Annotated in this window: 21 protein-coding genes and 1 pseudogene; all 22 read right to left on the reverse strand. The window is 52.2% G+C overall.

Features of this window, described 5'->3' with window-relative positions; genetic code table 11:
- Nucleotides 1-253 precede the first annotated feature (253 nt).
- Nucleotides 254-874: a TetR/AcrR family transcriptional regulator gene (locus V3C63_RS04555; RefSeq protein ID WP_329886623.1), complete on the reverse strand. Its 621-nt coding sequence runs from the start codon at nt 872-874 to the stop codon at nt 254-256.
- A 59-nt stretch (nt 875-933) separates the two neighbouring features.
- Nucleotides 934-2,121: a tRNA uracil 4-sulfurtransferase ThiI gene (thiI, locus tag V3C63_RS04560; RefSeq protein ID WP_329886624.1), complete on the reverse strand. Its 1,188-nt coding sequence runs from the start codon at nt 2,119-2,121 to the stop codon at nt 934-936.
- A 16-nt stretch (nt 2,122-2,137) separates the two neighbouring features.
- The gene (locus V3C63_RS04565; RefSeq protein WP_329886625.1) at nt 2,138-3,307 is read right to left on the reverse strand and encodes a cysteine desulfurase family protein; all 1,170 of its coding nucleotides are present in this window, start codon (nt 3,305-3,307) and stop codon (nt 2,138-2,140) included.
- 130 nt (nt 3,308-3,437) lie between these two features.
- Nucleotides 3,438-4,292: an RnfABCDGE type electron transport complex subunit B gene (locus tag V3C63_RS04570; protein ID WP_425355350.1), complete on the reverse strand. Its 855-nt coding sequence runs from the start codon at nt 4,290-4,292 to the stop codon at nt 3,438-3,440.
- A 36-nt stretch (nt 4,293-4,328) separates the two neighbouring features.
- Nucleotides 4,329-4,904, reverse strand: coding sequence for an electron transport complex subunit RsxA (gene rsxA / locus V3C63_RS04575; protein WP_329886627.1), 576 nt, complete (start codon nt 4,902-4,904; stop codon nt 4,329-4,331).
- A gap of 2 nt (nt 4,905-4,906) precedes the next feature.
- On the reverse strand, nt 4,907-5,545 hold the full coding sequence (locus tag V3C63_RS04580; RefSeq protein WP_329886628.1) for an electron transport complex subunit E: 639 nt from the start codon (nt 5,543-5,545) through the stop codon (nt 4,907-4,909).
- On the reverse strand, nt 5,545-6,180 hold the full coding sequence (locus V3C63_RS04585; RefSeq protein ID WP_329886629.1) for an RnfABCDGE type electron transport complex subunit G: 636 nt from the start codon (nt 6,178-6,180) through the stop codon (nt 5,545-5,547). The genes V3C63_RS04580 and V3C63_RS04585 overlap by 1 nt, the downstream gene beginning before the upstream one ends.
- Complete coding sequence (locus V3C63_RS04590; protein ID WP_329886630.1) at nt 6,173-7,156, reverse strand: RnfABCDGE type electron transport complex subunit D; 984 nt, start codon at nt 7,154-7,156, stop codon at nt 6,173-6,175. The genes V3C63_RS04585 and V3C63_RS04590 overlap by 8 nt, the downstream gene beginning before the upstream one ends.
- On the reverse strand, nt 7,149-8,498 hold the full coding sequence (gene rsxC / locus V3C63_RS04595; RefSeq protein ID WP_425355345.1) for an electron transport complex subunit RsxC: 1,350 nt from the start codon (nt 8,496-8,498) through the stop codon (nt 7,149-7,151). The genes V3C63_RS04590 and rsxC overlap by 8 nt, the downstream gene beginning before the upstream one ends.
- 239 nt (nt 8,499-8,737) lie before the next feature.
- Nucleotides 8,738-9,196: pseudogene (gene tnpA / locus V3C63_RS04600) on the reverse strand (IS200/IS605 family transposase).
- 199 nt (nt 9,197-9,395) lie between these two features.
- Nucleotides 9,396-10,823 (reverse strand): aminopeptidase, encoded by a 1,428-nt coding sequence (locus V3C63_RS04605; RefSeq protein ID WP_329886632.1) that lies wholly within the window; start codon nt 10,821-10,823, stop codon nt 9,396-9,398.
- 55 nt (nt 10,824-10,878) lie between these two features.
- Nucleotides 10,879-11,511: a class I SAM-dependent methyltransferase gene (locus tag V3C63_RS04610; protein ID WP_329886633.1), complete on the reverse strand. Its 633-nt coding sequence runs from the start codon at nt 11,509-11,511 to the stop codon at nt 10,879-10,881.
- A 40-nt stretch (nt 11,512-11,551) separates the two neighbouring features.
- On the reverse strand, nt 11,552-11,818 hold the full coding sequence (locus V3C63_RS04615; RefSeq protein ID WP_329886634.1) for a DUF896 domain-containing protein: 267 nt from the start codon (nt 11,816-11,818) through the stop codon (nt 11,552-11,554).
- Nucleotides 11,808-13,118, reverse strand: coding sequence for a methionine gamma-lyase family protein (locus V3C63_RS04620; protein WP_329886635.1), 1,311 nt, complete (start codon nt 13,116-13,118; stop codon nt 11,808-11,810). The genes V3C63_RS04615 and V3C63_RS04620 overlap by 11 nt, the downstream gene beginning before the upstream one ends.
- A gap of 7 nt (nt 13,119-13,125) precedes the next feature.
- Nucleotides 13,126-14,109 (reverse strand): tRNA (adenosine(37)-N6)-dimethylallyltransferase MiaA, encoded by a 984-nt coding sequence (gene miaA, locus V3C63_RS04625; protein WP_329886636.1) that lies wholly within the window; start codon nt 14,107-14,109, stop codon nt 13,126-13,128.
- Complete coding sequence (gene mutL / locus V3C63_RS04630; RefSeq protein ID WP_329886637.1) at nt 14,106-16,013, reverse strand: DNA mismatch repair endonuclease MutL; 1,908 nt, start codon at nt 16,011-16,013, stop codon at nt 14,106-14,108. The genes miaA and mutL overlap by 4 nt, the downstream gene beginning before the upstream one ends.
- A 24-nt stretch (nt 16,014-16,037) precedes the next feature.
- Nucleotides 16,038-18,686 carry a DNA mismatch repair protein MutS gene (mutS, locus tag V3C63_RS04635; RefSeq protein WP_329886638.1) on the reverse strand — a complete coding sequence of 883 codons (2,649 nt, stop codon included), beginning with the start codon at nt 18,684-18,686 and terminating at the stop codon, nt 16,038-16,040.
- Between the two features lie 49 nt (nt 18,687-18,735).
- On the reverse strand, nt 18,736-20,067 hold the full coding sequence (gene miaB, locus V3C63_RS04640) for a tRNA (N6-isopentenyl adenosine(37)-C2)-methylthiotransferase MiaB (protein ID WP_329886639.1): 1,332 nt from the start codon (nt 20,065-20,067) through the stop codon (nt 18,736-18,738).
- A 3-nt stretch (nt 20,068-20,070) separates the two neighbouring features.
- The gene (locus V3C63_RS04645) at nt 20,071-21,609 is read right to left on the reverse strand and encodes an NAD(P)H-hydrate dehydratase (RefSeq protein ID WP_329886640.1); all 1,539 of its coding nucleotides are present in this window, start codon (nt 21,607-21,609) and stop codon (nt 20,071-20,073) included.
- A 77-nt stretch (nt 21,610-21,686) separates the two neighbouring features.
- Nucleotides 21,687-21,878 carry a hypothetical protein gene (locus tag V3C63_RS04650; protein WP_006598278.1) on the reverse strand — a complete coding sequence of 64 codons (192 nt, stop codon included), beginning with the start codon at nt 21,876-21,878 and terminating at the stop codon, nt 21,687-21,689.
- A 51-nt stretch (nt 21,879-21,929) separates the two neighbouring features.
- Entirely contained in the window at nt 21,930-22,655 is a 726-nt protein-coding gene (locus tag V3C63_RS04655; RefSeq protein WP_329886641.1) for a YebC/PmpR family DNA-binding transcriptional regulator, read from the reverse strand.
- 190 nt (nt 22,656-22,845) lie between these two features.
- Nucleotides 22,846-23,070: a YdbC family protein gene (locus V3C63_RS04660; protein WP_329886642.1), complete on the reverse strand. Its 225-nt coding sequence runs from the start codon at nt 23,068-23,070 to the stop codon at nt 22,846-22,848.
- Between the last annotated feature and the right edge of the window lie 253 nt (nt 23,071-23,323).

Consider the following 23,323-nt stretch of genomic DNA (forward strand, 5'->3'; position numbering starts at 1 on the left):
CATCTTCCAGATCTTGCCCGCTTGCGGACAGTATTATGAAAGTTCTCTGTCTTGATGTTATCCGGGGTGCCCGGCCATTTCCCCTGACGATATACTTCTACACATTTCCCCTTGAATTCATAACTGTATCGCATAAAAACACCCTCCTTACTGCTACATTTTCATCTCCAGTAAAGAGGGTACATATCAAAAGGCAACCGAGGTTTGTTTTCTCTTTATTTTTTCTATATTTTAAATCAAAATCAACTTTAAACTAATCGAACAGGTTCCCCGGCCGTTGATAGGCCGAAAAGGGAGCTCCTGCGCTAATAATCGGCGAGACTAATAATTCCAGCTGATGATCAATTTCCGCTTCTTTCATGCCAATGAGCGGCATATTCAGCGTTAACCCCTCTAAAAACAGCGCAATCTGCTTGGACCAGATTGCCGTATCCATTTCGTTGAATTCGCCGCGGGCAATGCCATAGATCAACACTTCACGAACGGTTTCCACCAGTCCGTCAAACTGCCACTGTTTGACAATGCGCTCATCCGGGTTTTCCATAAAAAACTCGTAAATAGCGTGGGCCATCGTCGGCCCGTCACCGCGCATGGTTTTTTTATACACATCAAAGACACCAAAAAGAATATCCGTGGCCGTTTGTTCTTCCCAAATGGCAATATCGGCAGCATCGGCTGTAAGTTGTGCATCTCGGCGAAAGATTGTCAGAAAAATTTCTCGCGTCGAAGAATAATAAAGGTACAGACCGCCGCGGCTAATGCCGCAGGCCTCGATGATATCCTTCATCGTCACATTGGCAAATCCTTTTTCGAGAAAAACCTTTTTGGCCCGTTCCAATATCAATTCTTTTTTCTTTTCTGCGATGCGTCCCATAGCGATGCCTCAACTTTTTGGTTTTATTATACGAGAAAGTATGAAATCGGTCAACAATTTTAGAGCCGAACGACTTCCGCTTTTGTCACCGCGTCGGCAATCATCGCTTCGGCCTCAGCCATCATGGCCGCTTCTCCTGCCCGAATTTTATCCAGCTGCGGGCGCGTTTCCGGATGCTTTGGGACAAAGATGGTGCAACAATCTTCATAAGGCAAGATGGACGTTTCAAAGGTGCCGATATCTTGGGCAATCTCCACGATTTCCTGCTTATCCATTCCAATCAGCGGGCGCAGCACCTGCATCGACACCACGTCGCTCGTCGCCGCGAGGCCCTCCTGGGTCTGGCTGGCCACCTGGCCAAGGCTTTCTCCGGTAACCAGGGAAAGCGCACCATTTTGTTCAGCAATTTTTTCCGCAATGCGCATCATAAAGCGTCGGATGATGAGCGTCGTTTGACGTTCCGGGCAGACTTCAACGATTTTGGTTTGGATATCGGTAAAAGGCACCACATAGAGACTCATGCGCCCAGTGTATCGGGTGAGAATCTTCGCCAGGTCAATCACTTTTTCTTTCGCGCGGTCACTGGTGAAGGGAAAGCTGTGAAAATACACGGCGATTGGGCGGATGCCGCGCTTGGCCATCATGTAGCCGGCCACCGGCGAATCAATCCCGCCGGATAGAAGCAGCGCCGCTTTGCCGGAGCAACCCACCGGCAAGCCGCCGTGGCATTTGATAAATTCGGAATAAACGTAGGTTTGTTCCCGGACTTCCACCCAGATTTCCCGATCGGCACCTTTCATCTTTACTTTTTTGCCCTGACCGTTGTAATGCTTGAGCACCACGCCGCCGAGATGCCTGGCGATGTCCGGCGATTTCATCGGGAAGCGCTTGTCCGAACGCTTCACACAAACCTTGAAGCTATTGAAGGGAGCTTTATCCGCTTCTTCCCGCACCATCGGCTCGATGGCGGCCATCTCGCTGGGCACCACCGTCGCCGGACTGAGTGAGACCACCCCGAAAACCCGGCTCACCGCTTCCATCCCGGCGGAAAGCTCCGCGTCGCTGATGTGCACCACAATGCGTCCCTGCACCTTTTTCACGTCAACACTTTCAAAATGCCCCAGGGTGTTTCGGATGTTCTTAACCAGCATATCGATAAACGTGTGTCGGTTGAGCCCTTTCAGGGCAATCTCTCCGTATCGCACCAAAATCACGTGCTCTCTCGGTTGATTTTCTGTTAACTGCATGCCTTCTCCTCAATTTTTACCGCCGCCGCATCAACTTCCGAAGTTTCTGCACTTCTGCCACAATCACGGCCGTACCGGTTTTAACTTCTTCCCAGTTAGTTAGTGCCGAAAAGGAAATCCGAATGGTCCCATCGGCAGCATCGCGGCCGAGGCCGATAGCCTTCTGCACCCCGTGTTTTTCTTTTTTATGGGTTGAACAAGCGGACCCAGTAGAGATATAAACCCCTTTGGCCTCCGCCGCGTGCAAAAGAACCTCGCCGCGGATCCTTTTAATCGCTGCGCTCATCACGGCCGGACAGCGATCGGCCGTCGCCGCCGGCCCGAGAATGGTCACGTCGTCCAATGCCTCGGTGAGGGTTTGAGCGACATATTGCTGATACTCCCCGATGCGGGCCATCACGGCCGGATCCTGCCAAACTTTCACGGCGGACTCAAAGCCCACAATCCCCTGCACATTTTCCGTGCCACTGCGCAGCCCGTTTTCTTGGCCGCCGCCCAAAATCATCGGGCGGATGCGTCGGCCTTCCCTCAGATAAACCGCACCGATCCCCTTGGGTCCGTTGATCTTGTGGGCGCAGAGCGTCAGCCCGTCCACCGCTGTCTGCCGCACGTCCATCGGCATCTTCATGAATCCCTGCACAAAGTCCGAATGAAAAAAACAATCGGGATTTTTCGCTTTGATGATCCGCGCCATTTTCGCCAGCGGCTGAATCACCCCCAGCTCGTTATGAACTCCGATCACAGATACGAGGATGGTCCGCGCGTCCACTGCTTTTTCAAGCGCATCCAAATCGACCAAGCCTTCGGCGTTTACCGGCAGCCAAACAACTTCCATACCCCGCTGTTCGTAATCGCGAAACACATCGCGCACTGCCGGATGTTCAATCGCCGATGTAACAATTTTGGCCTGTTTGAAAACCGCCGGCCGGACATTGTCAACGATTCCGCGGATGAGCAAACTGTCTCCTTCGGAACCGCCGGAAGTAAAGATCATTTCGCCGCGTTTGGCGCCAATGACATCTGCGATGGTTTGCCTTGCCTGCGCGACGGTCTTTTGGGCCGCAAGTCCCGGCTGATACATGGCCGAGGGATTAAAATAGTCGGTTTTGAAGCTGGCCGTCATTCGCGAAACCACCCGCGGATGGACCCGGGTTGTCGCCGCATTATCCAAATAACAAATTTTCAACGGATTCTCCTGTATTAAATGCCGATGCGTTTTGCACCAAGCGTCATTTTTGATAACGGACATTTTATCACAAAAAAGAAAGCCGTGAAAGCCTTCACCTTCACGACTTTTAATAGGTGGTTGTTCTGATTTATGCCTGAGCCGGCGCCTGTTCCGCGGCGGGCTTCGCCGCCGGTTTCGGACGCTTGCGCGGGGCAACTTTTCGACCTTCCTTCACCAGCGCATGGGTCGGACATTTCTTAACGCAAATGCCGCAATTCGTGCACTTGCTATAATCAATAACGGCCAAATTGCCTTCGACATGAATCGCGTCGAAGGGGCAATTCTTTTCACAGAGACCGCAGGCAATACAGCCGACCGAACAGCCCTGGCGCACCAGCTTGCCCTTTTCTGTGGACTGACAGTCCACGTGGACAATCTGATCCTTCGGGATCAGACGCATCACATGCTTCGGGCAAATGGTCACACACTTGCCGCAGGCCACGCAATTATCAATGTTGACTTCTGGCAGCTGCTTATCCGTCATGTGCAAGGCGTCAAATTCACAAACCGAAACACAAGACCCCAGTCCAACACAGCCGAAGCGGCATTCCTTCGGGCCGCCATTGGCCACCACCGCCTCGTTGCAGTCTTTCAAGCCGTAATAATCGCTGCGGCGCGGCGCGACATCGCAATTCCCGCCGCAAAGCACCTGAGCCACGTCTGGCATCCCTTCGCCGGCCGTCTCTCCCATAATGTCGCCGATTTTTTCAGCTACTGAAGCACCTCCGACCGGGCAGGCGTTCACTGCCGCTTCGCCGGCTACGATCGCTGCAGCACAACCATCACATCCCGGATAACCGCAGCCCCCGCAGTTCGCGCCGGGCAATGCCGCACGCACGAGCGGGATGCGTTCGTCTTCTTTCACTTCAAACGCTTTAGCCGCAACCGCAAGGATCACGCCAAAAATCAATCCCATAATCCCCAGCACAATCACTGGGATCATAATTTGATTTGCCACTTGTTTTACCTCCCGTCAATCCTATGAAAGCATTCCCGAAAAGCCCAAGAATGAGATGGCCATCAGACTGGCGGTAATCAGGGCGATGGGAAATCCCTGAAGAGCCTCCGGCATATCGGCCAACTCCGAGCGCTCGCGGATGGCCGCCATCAACACGATGGACAGCGTGAACCCGAGAGCTCCGGCTGCGCCATTCACTGTCGCTTCGATAAAATTATAGGTATTCTGAATATTCAGTGTGCACACCCCGAGTACGGCGCAGTTGGTCGTAATCAGCGGCAGGTAAACCCCCAGCGCCTGATACAGCGACGGACTGGATTTCTTAATGAACATTTCGACAAATTGGACCAGTGCCGCGATAACCAGAATAAAAGCGATCGTCTGAAGGTATGCAAGCCCCAGTTTATTCAAAATTTCGTATTGAACAATCCAGGTGATGGCCGAGGCCAGCGTCATCACGAAGGTGACGGCCACACCCATACCGATGGATGTGTCGACTTTTTTGGAAACCCCCAAAAAAGGACAAATCCCCAAAAATTTGGAAAGAATAAAGTTATTGACGAAGATACCGGCAATCAATATGGTTAAAATACGCATAATTATTCAGCCCCCTTCGCGGTGTCGGCTTGGACAGCCGCTTTATTCCGTTTTCTTGAAATCCCAACCTGGTTAATGATGGCCATTAGGGAGCCAAATGTCAGGAAAGCGCCTGGCGGCAGGATGAACATCAATGCCGGTTCATAGGATGCGCCCATCACGGCGATGCCAAAAATGCTGCCGGCACCGATTAATTCGCGCACGCCGGCAATCAAGGTCAGCGCCAGGGTAAAACCGACGCCCATACCGAGGCCATCCAATGCCGAATCCAGCACGTTATTGGTATAGGCAAAACCTTCAGCGCGCCCCATGATAATGCAATTGACAACGATCAGTGGAATATAAATCCCGAGGGTTTTATACATCGCCGGCATATAAGCATGCATCACCATATCGACAATCGTCACGAAAGATGCAATGATCACAACGAACGCTGGAATGCGCACATTGTCCGGAATAATCTTCCGCAATGCCGAGATAACCATGTTGGAGCCCAACAAAACAAAAGTTGTCGCAAGGCCCATGGCAATCCCGTTCATCGCTGCCGTGGTAATGGCCAGTGTCGGGCAGCAGCCCAGCACCAATCTAAAGGTTGGATTTTCATTGAATATCCCATTGGTAAAATGTCTGAATCTTCCCATTATTTGGCACCTCCTGCTAAAGCCTTGCAAACCTTCATCGAGATATTCACTCCCCGGGTCACGGCTCGGGAAGTAATAGTCGCCCCGGCAATTGCTTCGATTTTGCCATTGCCCGAAGGATTGCCGTTTTTAACAACGGTTAACGGCTTGGCTGTGTCCAATCCTTTAAATTGCTTTTGAAAGCCCGGTTCCACACATCTCGCACCCAATCCCGCTGTTTCGGAATTGGAAACAACTGTGATGCCAGTGGTTTTTCCCTTAGTGTCAACCCCGGTCAGGATTTCAACTTCACCGCCGTAGCCCTGGGGATTGGTTTTGACCGTATAGCCCACCAATTTATCTTTTTTATAACCGGCATAGGCTTCCATCACGATAGATGCATTAGTACGGTCTACCTTTTTGGCCACCGCTTTCGCGTTTTTAATTTGCCTAAACGTATCGGCCTCAGTTAGAACTTTTTGTCTGGCTTCCACGTTGGTTTCTTTTTCCTGTTGGGCAATCTTAGTCTTCGTAATCGAATTGGTATAACCCAAAAGAGCTGCTGCTACGACAGAAATAATAAAAAGCATCAACGCAACGTGAGCGATGTGTTTATAATCGAAATCAATTTTTTTCTTAGCTGATTTTTCAGGCATTAGAAGCACCACCTTCCACGGCTTTTGACGATTTCTTTTCGGTCCCGTAGATCCGCGGTCTCGTATAGCGTTCAATCAGCGGCGACGCTACATTCATGAGCAGAATGGAATAGGAAACTCCTTCCGGGTAACCACCGTACAGCCGGATCATCATGGTCATCAAGCCGCAGCCAAAAGCATAAATAAATTGCCCCTTGACCGTCGTCGGCGAGGTCACATAATCCGTCGCCATGAAGAACGCCCCGAGAAAAACCCCGCCGGAGCAGAGCATAAAGATCGGATCCTTCCCGAAAATGAGTGAAAGCACGGCAATAGTCGCCATATAGGTTGCCGGGATCCGCCAGTTGATGATCCCACGGATGAGCAGATAAATCCCGCCGACAAGCAGTGCGAGCGCAGAAATTTCGCCGATGGATCCATAAACACCGTGAATCCCCAAGAACATATCGAGGTTGCTGGGCAGCTGGCTCAAATGACTGCCTTCCTTTAAAATACCAAGGGGAGTCGCCTGCGTCACGGTATCAGTCGGTGGAATGAACGCGGTCCCGGTCATATGGGTCGGCCAAGAGGCAAGCAGGAAAGCTCTGGCCGCCAGCGCCGGGTTCACAAAATTGCGCCCCAAGCCGCCAAAAAGCTGCTTGACAATCAAAATGGCAAAAACGGACCCGATTACGCACATCCACCACGGCGCTGTGATCGGCATGTTAAACCCGAGGAGCACCCCGGTGACCACTGCGGACCAGTCGTTAATGGTGACCGGCCGCTTCATGATCTTTTCAACGACGAGCTCGGTGAGCACGCAGGTGACCACGCAAATGGCCACAATCAGCGCCGCCATATAGCCAAAGACATAGGCTGCGACGACGAGCGCCGGCAGCAATGCCAAACACACATTGCGCATAATACTCGCGGTCGTATCCTTCGCGCGAATATGCGGTGAAGACGATACGGTTAATAACAAGTTTTCATTATCCATTCTTTTTCACCGCCTTTTTCTTTCTTTCGGCCTGAACCTGGCGTTTCCCGACGCGAATCGAAGAAACCAGGGTCCGTTTGGCCGGACAAATAAAGGAACAACTTCCGCATTCAATGCAGTCGAGTACGTGCAGTTCGTCGCAGTCTTCCCAGCGCTTGTGCTGGGAGTAATCGGACAGCAAAAACGGCTGAAGATGAATCGGACACACCGATGCGCAGCGCCCGCAGCGAATACAGGCTGCCGGTTCCGGGATAAAAGCCGCCTCCTTGGAAAGACAAAGCACACCGGAAGTCCCCTTCATCACCGGGATATCGGTACGCAGCATGGCGACGCCCATCATCGGTCCCCCGGAAATCACCTTGGCCGGCGCCTGGGCAAAGCCGCCGCATTCATCGATGACTTCCTGATAGGACATTCCCACCAGCACTTCGAGAGTCGCCGGATTTTTCACCACATCGCCGGTACAGGTCACATAGCGTTTATAAAGAGGCATCCCCGTTTCAAAAGTTGTCGCTACCTGAGCCGCCGTCCCGACATTCATTACGACAACGCCGGCATCGGCCGGCAACCCGTCGGAAGGCACTTCCCGCCCGGTCACCGCCGTGATCAATTGTTTTTCTGCCCCCTGAGGGTATTTGGTTTTCAACCGGATCACCTCGACGGCATCATCGCCTTCACAGACTTTGACAATCGCGTTGATCGCATCCGGTTTGTTGTCTTCAATGGCAATATAACCTTTAGACACATCCAAGGCGCGCATGGCGATATGCAGACCGGCAATCACTTTTTCCGGCCGATCCTGCATCAAATGATCATCAGCTGTCAGATAGGGCTCGCATTCGGCCCCGTTTAAAATCACGCTGTCCACATGTTTATCCGGGGAGACCGTCAACTTGACATGGGTCGGAAAGGTCGCTCCCCCCAGACCCACGATGCCGGCTTCTTTGATAATATTAATGATTTCAGATGATGAATACTGCTGATAATCGCCATAAGGTTTAATGGCAGGATCCACGGTATCTTTGCCGTCTGATTCGATCACCACCGACAGCACATTGTTGCCGCCTGGATGGGGCCGCTCTTCCACCGCCTTAACGGTTCCAGATACACTGGCATGAACCGGAGCCGAAACGAATCCTGTCGCCTCGCCAATTTTTTGCCCCACGGCGACGGTATCCCCTTTTTTAACAATCGGTCTGCATGGTGCACCAATGTGTAAAGACATGGGAATCGTTACAGTCGCAGGCTCTTTGGCCTGTCTAACCGCAACGTGCTGTGTTCCTTCCTTATTGTAAGGCGGATGAATTCCTCCTCTAAAGGAACGAATTTCCGTACTTTGCAAGTCAAACACCTCTCCTTTTAAATTGATTGTCTCAAGTTTAACACTTTCTTTATTGGTTAGTCCATCACAACCTTTATTTTGCATACAGCCGCCGAAAAATATTCACTATATTATTTATAATCATAACCATGCGTTGAACACATGGTTTGATCAGACCCTATAAGGATCTGCCTCTTGTGGCAGCCCCTCATGGGGCATCGGATCAGCCTGACAATCACATTGTATTTACTGGTGGCCCCCTATTCGGGGCTTTCCATTTTGCCCTTCTTCACAGGCTCACCCGTGAACGGGCCAATAAACTCTTTCATACTCAATTGATCATTCGCTATATCATCCTGCAACTGATTCCTGATCTGGTTTTTGATTGTCGTTTCATATTTTCCTACTGTATCAACATAATATCCTCTACACCAGAAAGGTCTATTCCCATATTTATATTTCAGGTTTGCGTGTCTGTCAAATATCATAGCTCTTCAGATATCCCATAAATGACGATACGCTAAAATGAGGCGGGATCTCAACAAGCATATGGATATGATCAGGACAGCATTCCGACTCAATGATATTTCCCCCTTCCCTCCGACTTAACTCTCTAAGTATTTTCCTCAGATTATTTGTCTTCAATACTTCGGTGCGAATACAATGTAATACTTGCGCCGCCACTTCCTATGAGATAAACTTTGCATGTCATTTTTCATGACATAACCTCCTATGTTCGTTTTTGTGGTTGGCAAGCCACATTTAGCGTATCATAGGAGATTAATTACCTATACTAAAGCATTTTTGCCGACCCCCAGTTGAACTGGGAGTTTTTATCGCTTAAGCGACAAACATAAAAAAGTGACGTCAAAAGACGTCACTTTTTTTCGTTTACCGATCTGATTGATCAATTATTTTTTATGCCCAAGTGTAATCAAAGAAGGCGCGATAAGCTTTATAGGTCATATAAGCATCCACCTTGGCGCATTGTTCAAAGGGGGCGTGCATCGAAAGAATCGGCGTTCCGCAGTCCACCACCTCGATGTCGTAATTGGCGAGCATATAAGCGATGGTGCCTCCGCCGCCGAGATCAATCTTACCCATTTCGCCAAGTTGCCAGGTCACACCGGCATCGTCGAAGCAGCGGCGCAGCTGTCCGAGAAATTCCGGATTGGCGTCGGACCCGCCAGATTTACCTCTGGCCCCGCCGTATTTCTTAAGGGTCACACCTTTACCGGCAAAGGAGGCGTTGGTCATGTCATGAGTGCCGGCAAAATTAGGATCAAAGGCCGCCGTAACGTCCGCCGACAGACAATAGGAATGGGACAGGCAGCGGCGAATCGCTAAAGGAGCATCGCCACTCCCCTGAAGTGCGATCAGTTCTGCCACTTGATTTTCAAAAAAGCGAGACTGCATCCCCGTATTGCCGTAGCTGCCGATTTCTTCTTTGTCGGCCAAAATCACGGCCCGGGTTTTTCCCGGTGCATCTGCCGCATCCAAAATGCCGCGAACCGCCGCGTAAGCACAGACCCGATCGTCTTGACCGAAAGAGAGCACCATGGATCGATCGAGTCCCATATCTCTGGCTTTACCCGCCGGAACGATTTCAAGCTCGGCACTGGCAAAATCGTCTTCTGTCAGGCCGTATTGCCGGTTAAGCAGCTGCAGTACCGTTGCCTTCACCGCTTTGCCGTCTTCTTCGTCCGCCAACGGTGTCGAGGCGATTAACGGGTTAAGCTGTTCTCCTTCAAAGGCTTCGGCCACCTTTTTCTGAGTCTGCTTCTGGGAAAGATGGGGTAGCAAATCGGTGATGCAGAAAACCGGATCGTCTTTGCCGTCTCCGATGGCAATATCAACTACCGCGCCGTCTTTTTTCACCACCGTGCCGTAAAGCGCCAGCGGAATAGTCAGCCACTGGTACTTTTTGATGCCGCCATAATAATGAGTTTTGAAGAACGCCAGATGGCTGTCTTCGTAGAGCGGCATCGGCTTCAGGTCGAGCCGCGGGCAGTCGAGATGCGCCCCGACGATGAGTATGCCCTCGGCCAAGGGCGCCCTCCCCATCACAAAGAGCATCACGGATTTATTGCGGTGCAGCATATACACTTTATCCCCCGCGGACAGTTTCCCCGCCGCCTGATAATCGGCCAGCGGCTTAAATCCGCGGGCTTTGGCCAGGGCTACCGCCGACTTGGCGCAAAGTCGTTCCGTTTTCGAGCGGTCGAGAAAGTCCTTATAACCTTCGCCGTATTCCGCGACGGCCTTGTCTTCCCCGTCCTCGAGATTCTGCCACGCCCATTTAAAATCAGCGCTTAAATTTTCATAGACTGTTTTTTCGTCAGACATCGTAAACTCCTCTCTGTCTTTTCGCGTTTTATATTTATTGCAATCGGACCGACTTTTATTTAACGCCTTCCGCACAGACCCATTGATGCTCAGGCTCAATATGGATCGAAAGATCCGCAAATCCCGCATTTTTGAACAAATCGACAAAACCGTCGAGGCTCAGGTTGCGCATTTGATATTCGGCGATATTGTCAAGCACCGGCTGGGGCAGCCCCGGATGGTCATAAATCTCTGCCACGAGCAGAAAATGCCCGCCAGGCTTAAGCACACGGCACACTTCCTGCACGTCCGTTTCCAGTGCCGGCCAAAAATAATAGCTCTCAACCGTCACGATTTTATCGAATTGATCGTCCCCAAAGGGCAGCGCAGAAACAGAGCCTGCCACGATGTCCATCCGGCCTGCGTCCACCGCTTCCTGATTATAGACACTGGCTTCCGCCACCGATACCTCAGAGTAATCCACGCCGGTCAGATGGCCGCTCGTCACTTGCTCCGCCATGCGATGCAGACAGGCACCGCCGCCGCACCCCACGTCCAGCACGCAGTCATCCGCTTTAAAAGTCAAATGGCTCAGCGCCCACCGGGTAAGCGGGCCATGGCTGTCGTTCATCCGGGCGAGCATTTGCGCGCCGGCTTCTCCTTCCGGTTTGTTGGGGCGGCCTTCCGCCGTAATTTCCTGTTGTTTCATCATAGTCACCTACCTTTGTTTTATAAATTTTTTCAAAGATTCAATGCTGTTGCTTTGCCTCATATTCGCGGCGCAGCTTGGCCGATAGTTCATCCACATGCGCCCGCTCTTTCGGCGTATATTCAGATTCTGGTTTGGGATCCACGAACACAATATTATCGAGCTGTGCTTTTAAATTTCGGCGAAACCCGGCGATATACACCTCGCGCAGCGCCGTCTGTTCTGCCTTTTCCTCCGGCGTCAGCCCTTCAGGCGAGCGTTGCTTCCTGGCCAGCGCGTTAATCCGTGCTAATGGTTCATTGGTCATGGCCTGCCTCCAAGGTGATAAATCCTGAATCGATCAGCCGTTGCAGGCTAAGCAGCAAACCGAGTTTGCCGTGATCGTGGGTCAGCCCGCCCTGAAAATAAACGATATAGGGTTCGCGCATCGGTGCGTCGGCTGAGAGCTCGATAGAGGATCCTTGGATAAACGCTCCCGCCGCCATGATCACCGGCACGTCGTATCCCGGCATATCCCAGGGCTCTGGCATCACAAAGGCATCCACCGGTGCGGCTTCCTGCACCGCGCGGCAAAAAGTTTTCACCGCTTCCGGATCGCTAAGCTTCACGCTTTGAATAATATCCGAACGGTAGTCATCCACCGCCGGGCAGACATCAAATCCCAGCGCACGATACACCGCACCAACCAGAACGGCCGTTTTCATCGCCTGGGAAACGACCATCGGCGCTTGAAAGAACCCCTGGAGAAACGTTCGGGTGATACCCAGCGTCGCACCGGTTTCCCCGCCGATACCGGGTGTTGTCAACCGGTTGGCACAAAGGGCAACCAGATCCGCCCGGCCGGCCACATAGCCACCGGTGGGCGCGAGACCTCCGCCCGGGTTTTTAATCAGCGACCCGGCCATTAAATCCGCGCCGACCGCCACCGGCTCCTGCGCATCCAAAAATTCGCCGTAGCAATTATCGACGAAGATAATCACCTCCGGACATTGCGTTTTAATTTCTTTGCAAATTGCCGCAATGGCATCCAGCGTAACGGCCTTGCGCCAGCTGTATCCGGTAGACCGTTGAATATAAACCATCTTGGTGCGGTCGGTGATAGCCGCCATGATGGCCGCCGTATCAAAGGTTCCGCCGTTTGTCAGTTCGATTTGATGGTAACGCACGCCAAAGTCCGCCAGGGTGCCGGCGCCGCTTTCTTCGCCGTGGACCCCAATGAAGGTGCGGATGGTGTCATAGGGATCGCCGCTGACCGACAAGAGCTCGTCCCCCGGGCGCAACACGCCATAAAGGCAGAGCGCAATGGCGTGGGTCCCGGAAGAAATATGCGGGCGCACCAGCGCTGCTTCTGCGCCGAACACGTCCGCAAAAATTTTTTCTGTGGCTTCCCGGCCTTCATCATCGTAGCCATAGCCGGTCGACGGATAAAAATGCCGATCGCTTAAATGCGCGTTCTGCATCGCACGGATCACCCGATACTGGTGCAGCGCGGCCATTTCATCCCTGGCCTGCAGCTGATCGTCAATCCCGGCTTCAACCTCACTGACGAAATCGATGACCTGCGGCGAAATACCAAAATTCTCAGATAAATACGTTTTTATTTCCAACGAATTATTATTCCTTTCCAAACGTTTGATTAATAGTCCCTGTCGCTGTCGGCGGGCTGAATGTATTGTACTGCGCTTGCATCGCGGCTGCCATCGCTTCTGACGACGCATAATCCGCCGGATCGTACCAGCGGATGCGCGGATCCCGGCGGAACCAAGTGAGCTGGCGCTTCGCGAAATGCCGGGTATCCCGCTTCAAAATGCGCACGCATTCCGTCAACGGCTGCTCGCCGCGCACCGCCGGGATGAGCTCCTTGTAACCGATGGCCTGCATCGACAAAAGATCCGGCCCGTAACCGGCATCAAGCAGCGCCGACACTTCGTCAAGCAGGCCGCCGGCCATCATCCGGTCCACCCGATGGTCAATGCGCGCGTAAAGCTCGGAACGTGACATGCCGATGCCCATCATCACAAAATCGTACGGCAATTCAATTTGTCTGGCCCGGGCTTCCCATGCGCTTTTGGTTTCGCCCGTCACCTGGTAAACTTCCAGCGCCCGAACGATGCGTTTTTTATTATGGGGATGAATCTTTTCGGCCGCCGCCGGATCCAAGGTTTCAAGCTCCCGATGAAGCGCTTCGGCTCCCTCGGTATCGTACCGCGCCTCAAGCGCTTCGCGCACCGCCGGATCGCCGGTCGGCTCAGCAAAGTCCCATGGCAATGTCAGCGCATTGATATAAAGCCCGGTGCCGCCGACGACAACCGGCACTCGCTCCCGGGACAAAATCGCTTCGATCGCCGTCTGGGCATCGGTTTTAAACGCCGCGACGGAATAAGCCGTATCTGGCGATACGAAGTCCACCAAATGATGGGGCACCGCCGCCCGTTCGGCCGGCGTCGGCTTCGCGGTGCCGATGGCCATCTTACGGTAAATCTGCATTGAATCCGCCGAAATGATTTCTCCGTTCAGCCGCCCCGCCAGGGTGATGCCCGCACCGGTTTTACCAGACGCCGTCGCCCCAACAATCACCGCGATTTTCGGTTTTGTCATGATACCACCCGCTTAAATAATTTTTCGAGCTCGTACTGACTCAGATGCAAAATAATCGGCCGTCCATGAGGACAGGTATAGGGATTTTCAAGACGCATGAGACCGTCGATGAGCATCTGAATTTCTTCCGACGTTAAATCTTGGTTGCCCTTCACCGCTGCCTTGCAGGCCATCGTCGCTACCTTAAGCCAGTGTCTTTCCCGCAGCTCCCGATCCCCGGTAAGCAGTGCCTCCATCCAGAGGGGCACCAGCGCCGTCGGCTGGGGCTCGCCTAAAATCAGCGGCACCGACCGCACCATCAAAGTCGTGGCGCCAAAAACATCACAATCATAGCCCTTGCGCAAAAGCGCGGGCTTAAGTTCTTCAAAACACGCCATGAGTTTTGCCGAGATATCCACCGGTTCCGGCACCATCAGCGTCTGGGCATCTGCCGCGGCATCCGTCAAAAATTGTTTGCGGTACTGCTCAAACATGAACGCTTCGTGAGCTGCATGCTGGTCGATCAAGATAACCTCCCGTCCCTTCTCGAGGATCACGAAGGTCTTAAATAATTGCCCGATGACCACGACATCGCTTAAATCCAGATGGGGGCGTCCGGCTTTGGCCGCTTCGTAATTCTGCAAGGATTCGTGCACCGTCGCCGCCGCTTCCGGCGATACATTCGGCGATTTAACGGATGCCGCTTGCCGCGGAGACTGCGATTTCTGTACCGGCGTTTCAAATGACGAAGCTGCGCGAAGTGTTGTCGGCGCCGGATGCGGCGCAGACGTCTTTTCGGACCTGTCAAAAAATGGCGTCTGTTCTTTGATCTGCATTTGCTCGCCGGGCGCTTCTTCAAAGGCCTGCGCTTCTTCGGTTGGCATGGATTTCGCGACAGCCGGCTCATCATCTAAGGCTTTGCCGAGATCGACCGTTAAATCCATCGCGCAAACCGTTGTGCGAATCCCCTGCCGAAACAGAATATCCACCAGGCTTTGATTGAGAATGCCTATTTCCGTCTTCGCCGGATGCATGTTGACGTCGAGCATCTTGCCCGGCAGCTCGATAAATACGATGCCCACCGGATGTTTATGATGCATCAGATAGCCTTCATAGGCCGTCTCAAAAGCACGGGACAGGGCTTTATTCTCGAAAATCCGATTGTTCATGAAAAAAAGCTGACGGTCCCGGCTGCTGCGCATCGCCGTCAGATTGCCGATATAGCCCGTAAGCCGCATGGGCGCGTTGGCCACCTCGATAGGATGGAGGCTATTCAAAAAACGGCGGCCGTACAAGCAGGCGATCACATCCGAAAGTTCGCCGCTTCCCGGCGTGCTGAACACGCGCCGGCCGTCCGCCGCATAGGTAAAGGCAATCTCCGGGTGGGACAGCGCAAGACACTCCATCAGATCGTGAATGGCCATCCCCTCGGTTTTGTCCTTCTGCATATGCTTTTGCCGGGCCGGCACATTGTAAAACAAATCGCTCACATCGATGTCGCTCCCGCAGTTAAAGGGTATCACCCGCTGATTCACCACGCGTCCGCCCTCGAGCAGCGTCTCGCTCCCCATCTCTTCGTCGGAAGCAATGGTTTTGATCACAACGCGGCTGACCGCCGCGATGCTTGCCAGTGCCTCCCCGCGAAACCCAAGAGTATCCAACGTGTTTAAATCCGAAATGGTGGACAGTTTGCTGGTGGCATGGCGCGTGAAGGCCAGCGGGATTTCGTGATAGTGAATCCCTGTACCGTTATCCGCCACGCGGATGCGCTTTTTGCCGCCCTTTTCCACGATAATCGCCACCCGCGTGCTGCCCGCATCAATGGCGTTTTCAATCAGTTCCTTGACGACTGAGGCCGGACGAACGATCACTTCGCCCGCGGCAATTTTCTCGATAGTCTCGCGGTTAAGCATTTTAATTTTCATCATCCGTCTCCTTTCGAAAGTCCCTTATTCCTGCAGCTGATGTTTTAAATCGTTGAGCGCATTCATCGCTTCAAGGGGTGTCATGCTCTCAATTTCCAGAACCTTAAGACTTTCGAGCGCCGCTTGCTCGTTGGGGTCAAGCGTTCTCTCCTTGGCCTGCTCGAGCATCTCAGAATAAAAGCTCACCTGATTGTCGAGCGTTGCGGCACGCTCTCCGTCAAGCACGCCTGCGCGATAGGCGGATTCCCCTTTATTCAGCTCCGCCAGAATATCCTTAGCCCGCGCTGTCACAATTTTAGGAAATCCGGCGAGCTGTGCCACCTCGATGCCATAGCTTTGATCCGCCGCGCCTCGTTTGATTTTGCGCAAAAAAACCACGCCGTCTTTTGTCTCCTTCAACGCAATGCTGAAGTTTTTAATGCCCGGCTTCACACCTTCCAGCTCTGTGAGCTCGTGATAATGCGTGGCAAAAAGTGTTTTCGCCCCAATGGTCAGTGGATTGGAAAGATACTCCACCACGGCCCAGGCGATGCTGATGCCGTCAAAGGTGCTGGTGCCGCGGCCGATCTCGTCGAGAATCACCAGGGAATGACGGGTCGCGTTTTTCAATATATTAGACAGCTCTGACATTTCAACCATAAAAGTGCTTTGCCCCGTCGTCAGATCATCGGAGGCGCCGATACGCGTAAAGATGCGGTCAACAACACCGATATGGGCACTGTCCGCCGGCACAAAGGAACCGATCTGCGCCATCAACGTGAGAATGGCCACCTGGCGAATATAGGTCGATTTTCCGGCCATGTTCGGTCCGGTGATCAGCATCATGCGATTTTCGCCTTCATCCAGCGCGCAATTGTTGGCCACAAAAGTCCCTGTCTCCATGATCGCCTCCGCCACCGGATGCCGGCCGTTCTGAAAGGCGATCACGCCGTCTTCAGCGATCTCCGGCCGCACATAATGGCGTTCCACGGCTACCGCCGCCAGCGAATACAGCGCGTCGAGCTGCGCCACATCCTGAGCGCGCTGCTGAATACGCTCAATCTGTGCCATGATTGTTTCGCGGATGTCGGTAAACAATTGATATTCCAGCTGGGCCAAACGCTCTTCCGATCCAAGGATCTGTGTTTCCATGGACTTTAATTCCGGCGTATAGAAACGCTCGGCGTTGCTCAGGGTCTGCTTGCGGATATAATCCTCCGGCACCAGCGAGAGATTGGCTTTCGTGACTTCGATAAAATAACCGAAGACCTTATTGTATTTCACCTTCAAGGATTTAATACCGGTCTTCTCGCGCTCGGCGCTCTCCAAATCGCGAATCCAGTCCCTTCCCTTGACATGCGCTTCGCGGTAACGGTCGATCTCCGCGTTATAGCCCGCTTTGATCACACCGCCGTCTCGCAGCACAAAAGGGGCATCGTCGGCGATTCCCGCATCGATCAATTCAAAAATGTCCTGCAAATCATCCGCCTCGCCGTATCGCGACCGCAGATCCGGCGCCAAGACCGAATCAATCCACGCTTTCAGCTGTGGCAGCATGGCCAGGGACTGCTTGAGCGACAGCATGTCCTTGGGATTCACCGTTCCGAAAGAGATCTTGCCGCAAATCCGTTCGAGATCGTAAATCTTGGTCAGAAGCGTCTTCAGTTCAGGGAGTGCTCCGGGATTTGCCGCGAGCTCGGCCACAAAGTTTTGCCTGATCTCAATTTTTTCACGATTGATCAGCGGCGCTTCCACCCATTGACGCAAAAGCCGTCCGCCCATGGCCGTCGCCGTCTGATCAAGCACCCAAAGCAGACTTCCCCACTTGTCGCCGTGGCGCAGCGTCTCCGTCAATTCCAGATTACGCCGCGTCGAAAGGTCCAGCAACATATAAGCTTCTGTGCGGTAATAAGCTATATGATTGATATGACCGAGCACTTTCTTCTGACTTTCCGCCACATAAGCCAATAGTGCGCCGGCAGCTCGCGTCGCCGCCTCGTGATCCTTGAGCCCCAGAGAATCCAGTGCAAACACCTTGAACTGATCTTCAATCATGCGCTCGCAGGCGGCCTTTTCGTAATAGACAGCCGCGCTGAGTCCGACCATGCAGCCAAAGCGCGTCTCAAGATTTTGAATCAATGCCGACTGTTTGTAAAGCGCCGGATTGACGATGATCTCCGACGGTTCAATTTTGCCCAGCTCGTTGATCAGCTCGCCGCTGTCGGCTGTAAAAGGCAGCTCCGTCGCATAAAAAGCCCCGGTGGAGACATCGAGATAAGCCAGGCCAAAAATCCGCCGGTCGCTGAAAATCGCCGCGAGATAATTGTTCTTCTTGGCTTGAATCAGCCCGCCTTCCGTAATCGTTCCGGGAGACACCACTTTAATAATGTCTCGCTTGACGATACCCTTGGCCGCCGCCGGATCTTCCATCTGCTCGCAGACGGCGACTTTATAGCCCTTCTCCACCAATTTGGCAATATAGGGCTCCGCCGCATGATGGGGAACACCACACATCGGCGCCGGCTCGTCCAAGCCACAGCGCTTGCCGGTCAGGGCAATTTCCAGCGCCTTGGATGCGGTAATCGCATCGTCGAAAAACGTCTCATAAAAATCGCCGACGCGAAAGAGCATGATGGTATCCGGCACTTTTTCATGCATTTTTAAATATTGTTGCATCATCGGCGTTAAGCCCATGGTTGTCCTCCGTTTTGCGATTTTTCACATTCTGTTTAAAATGCCGTCCTCACACGGCGTGCCCGTCAAGACTAAAGGTCTTGGCGCAATCGATGTGCACCGGCACAATGGTACCGATGGTTGCCGCATTGCCATCAAAGTTGACAAGCTTGCCGTTCATCGTCCGCCCGCTCAGGCGGTCTTCGTTGTGGGCGCTTTTCCCCTCCACCAGGACATCCACCGTCTGATCTTGAAACCAGAGATTGCGCTCGTTGCCTTCGCTGTGGAGCACTTTGAGCAGCCGATTGAGCCGTTCATGCTTGATGTCCTCCGGAATCTGATTCGGCATTTTTGCCGCCGGCGTCCCTGTTCGAATCGAATACAAAAACGAAAAGGCCGCGTCGAAATGACAATGCCGAACAATATCGAGAGTCTCTTCAAAATCGGCCTCAGTTTCTCCCGGGAAGCCGACGATCAAATCCGTCGTGATGGTCACATGGGGAATGCGTTTATGCATCTTCTCCACCAAGGCGACGATCTTTTCTTTGGTGTAGCCGCGATGCATCGCCTTGAGCACCTTGGTCGATCCGCTTTGAACCGCCAGATGCACCGCCGGACACACCTTATCGCAAACCGCGATGGCATCAATCACCTCGTCAGACATGTCTTTGGGGTGACTGGTCATGAAACGAATCCGTTCGAGTCCTTCAATGGTATTCACATCCCGAAGTAAATCGGCAAAGCCATAGCCATCCTTGTGATCATTGCCGTAGGAATTTACATTCTGCCCCAGCAGAGTCACTTCAAGACAGCCGTCGGCCACAAGCGCTTTAACCTCATCGATGATTTTTTCGTGGGGACGGCTGATTTCCCGCCCTCGAGTATAAGGGACAATACAATACGTACAAAAATTATTGCATCCCTTCATGATAGACACATAACTTTTGAACGGATAGCGCCGATCCATCGGCAGATTTTCGATCAGCCCGTCATCATCGTCATAAATCTCGATGGTTCGATTACCGCTGACTTGATAATTAGCCAAAAGCTCAGGAAATCGATGCAGATTGTGCGTACCGAAAACAATGTCAACCTGAGGATTCTCTTCTTTGATTTTTCTGACAATCTGCGGTTGCTGCATCATGCAGCCGCAGACCGCCAAAATCAAATCCGGATTCCTTTTTTTGATATGTTTAAAATTTCCCACGTTGCCGAAAAAACGCACGTCTGCGTTTTCCCGAATCGAACAGGTATTCATGACGACAAGGCCGGCTGTCGTTTCGTCCTCCGTCGGGGTATAGCCCATGGCTTTTAACATCCCGGAAAGCTTTTCCGAGTCGTTTTCGTTCATCTGGCAGCCATAGGTCACAATTTTATACGTTTTATTGATTGGATTTGTCAAAAATTATTTCTCCTGAACTTCCTGTTGCAGTTGCCGGATGGCAGCGGGCAATTGCGCGAGCACATCCGTCGCCGTCATCGCGACCATGGTTTTTTCATCCGCCGCCAGGTCTCCGGCCAAACCGTGCAGATAAACGCCGAGCTTTGCGGCATCGGCTGGTGTCGGCATCTGCGGGATGAGACCGCCAATGATCCCTGCGAGCACATCGCCGGAACCCGCCGTGGCCATGCCGGGATTGCCCGTAGTGTTAAACCAAATGCGCACGCCGCCGGCGCTCGCGGCGTCAGGCTCGAAAATTGACGTATGGTGGCCTTTGAGCACCAGCACCACCTGACAGGTTTTGACAAATTGCGTGCCCAAGCCGACGGGATCCCGGCGAACCGCATCGGATGTGGTGCCGCAAAGCTTTGCGAATTCTCCGACATGGGGCGTGAGAATCAGCGGCGCATGCTCACCCATTTTCAGAACATCCATGATCTTCAACAAATGATAAAGGCCATCTGCATCGATCACCATCGGTTTTTGCTGCGCAATTAACATTTTAATCAGCCCGGAATGAAACTTCTGTCGCCCCAGTCCCGGCCCGACGACATAAGCATCCGTTCGCCGTTCTCGCAGCCTCGACAAAAGACTATCGGCATCATAGGGGCGCACCATAATTTCCCAGGGCATCTGCCCCGCCGCAATACTGTAAACCTCCTTGGGCACCCAACTGGTTACCAGGCCGGCGCCGGCGCGAAGGGCAGCCGTTGCCGCCATCAAACCTGCCCCCAGCATTCCCTGACTGCCGGCAATCACCGACAAAGCACCGTAGTCGTATTTATGGGAGTTCTTCTTTCTCGGCAAAAGCTCGGGCACGCTCCGTGCATCCAGTAAAAATTTAGTGCTGTCGCAATAGCGTTCCAAAATACCGACATCCACCAGGATTTGTTCGCCGGACAGATCCGAGCCATCGCCCAGCAAATGACCGGTTTTATAGTTCTGAATGATAAGTGTTTTATCAGCGCGAATGGCCGCGCCGACCGTTTGGCCTGTGTCTCCCCGAAGGCCCGAGGGCATGTCGATAGCGTAAACCCTTTTATCCGAACGGGCATTGATGGCGTCAAACAGCGCCACAACCGCTTCGCACAGCGGCCGGTCCTTTAGTCCATTGCCAAAGACCGCGTCGACAATCACGTTCGCATGATCAAGTGATGCCTGAATTTTTGCATCAAACCGCGTATAAAAATCACAAGCCGCGCCAATATCTGTCAGCCGCTTATAGTTTTGCAGGGCATTCGGTGAAAAATGCTCCGCCTTGCCCACAAAGAGCACCGATACCGAATAACCGCAGTTGTGTAAAAGCCGAGCGATTACCTGCCCGTCGCCGCCGTTATTGCCCGTGCCGCAAAGCACCAGAATCTTTTGTGTTTCGGTAAGCTCGGAAGCTATAATTTCATAGCAGCGTGTCCCCGCTCTTTCCATGAGTTCGTAATCGGCAATGCCGCTATCGATGGTTTGCTTGTCCATCACAGCCATTTCATCCGGCGTGACGATTTTCATCTGTGCTCCTTTACTTTTTTCCTATAACGACAAAAAGCAAGGCGATGCCTTACTTTTCGCTTTTGAACAATGCAATTTTACTCTCCCAGTGAGCTGACCGGCTTTTCACCAATGGTGATTTCATAAATAGCGCGCGTTCCCTGCTGGGTCAGCTTTGCATTGTCCGCCCGACTATAGATATTGCCGATGACAAAGGATGCCATTAAAAGCACCAGCATCATCGCCACGATAAAATAGACCACATAGTCTCTGATTGAACTTTTTCCCATATCCTGCCTCACTTTATCTTTTCTCGCCGGACCCATTCCGACCTCATGCGGTTACGCTTCGGCCCAGTTGTGGAAAACTTCCTGGACATCGTCGTTGTCATCGAACATATCCAGCATTTTTTCCATCTTTTTGCTGTCTTCTTCAGAAAGCTCGGACTCCGTTGACGGAATCTGCGCAATTTTCCCGCTGGCCACCGGCACCCCTTCGTTTTGAAGGGATTCGAGCACCTGAGCAAAGTCGGAAGCGGCCGTTCGGATTTCATAACCGTCTTCGGAGATCTCCATATCCTCAGCGCCAGCATCCAATGCCATCATCATCAGTTCGTCTTCATCAATATCGTCACTTTGTTCCACAAAAATGCGGCCGGCCCGCTCAAATAAAAAACCGACACAGCCATTGGTCCCAAGATTGCCGCCGTTTTTATCAAAAATATGGCGCACATCGGCAGCCGTCCGGTGTTTGTTGTCCGTCAGCGTTTGGACGATCACCGCCGCCCCCCCTGGACCGTAACCTTCGTAGGTGATTTCTTCATAAATGGTATCATTCAATTCGCCGGAACCCTTCTTAATTGCCCGATCAATATTGTCATTGGGCATGTTGGCCGCTTTGGCCTTTGCCACCGCTTCCCGCAACTTGGCATTCATTTCTGGATCGCCGCCGCCTTCTCTTGCCGCAACAGCAATGAGTTTTGCCATTTTTGTAAACACCTTGCCTTTGGCCGCGTCCTGCTTGCCTTTTCTTTGTTTGATATTATTCCATTTCGAGTGTCCTGACATCGCTATCCTCCATTTATCCTGATAATCTCATATGATTACCCCAAACCTGATAATCTATAATTTTGACTTTTTATTATAACACAGGACTTTTCAGGTTTCAAATCCGGACGATAACAATCGCTCCATTCAATTTTAAATCGAATACCCAATACGAAAAAGAAGCACGGCGATTGCCATGCTCATTCACGACCTATGCGTCAAAATCCATCTCGTTTAAAATATCCCGTAATTCAATCAATTCATCCGTGGTGAAAGTCAGTCCCTTGCGCATGCGTTCATGTCCCGGCGCCCAGTCGCGAATATCGTATTTCGGATCTCTTTCGTTCCAGCTCACCAGATTGAGCTCTTTCTGCCAACCATTGCTGCCCTCGGATAATACGCCGATTTCTTCGACCACTTCGTAAGTAAATGCCATCCCGTGCCTCCTGTTTGAACGTTCTTGCTCAGACAAAGTATGCCTGAAATAAAAATATTTTAACACAAAGTATGTCAATTGCAAATTTTTAAATATTCGCCGCCATTTTAAGTTTTGGATGAGACTCTAATATGATTTTCAACTATCTTTTCAAAAGTCTTTATATGCCGGTATAGCCTGTTGTTTCAGGCATTTCCGGCATTTTGTGTATCGGGAGATACTCACATATTTTCTTAAATCTGCTTGTGTTTTC

The organism is Pseudoramibacter faecis (assembly GCF_036289405.1).
Lineage (GTDB): Bacteria > Bacillota > Clostridia > Eubacteriales > Eubacteriaceae > Pseudoramibacter > Pseudoramibacter faecis.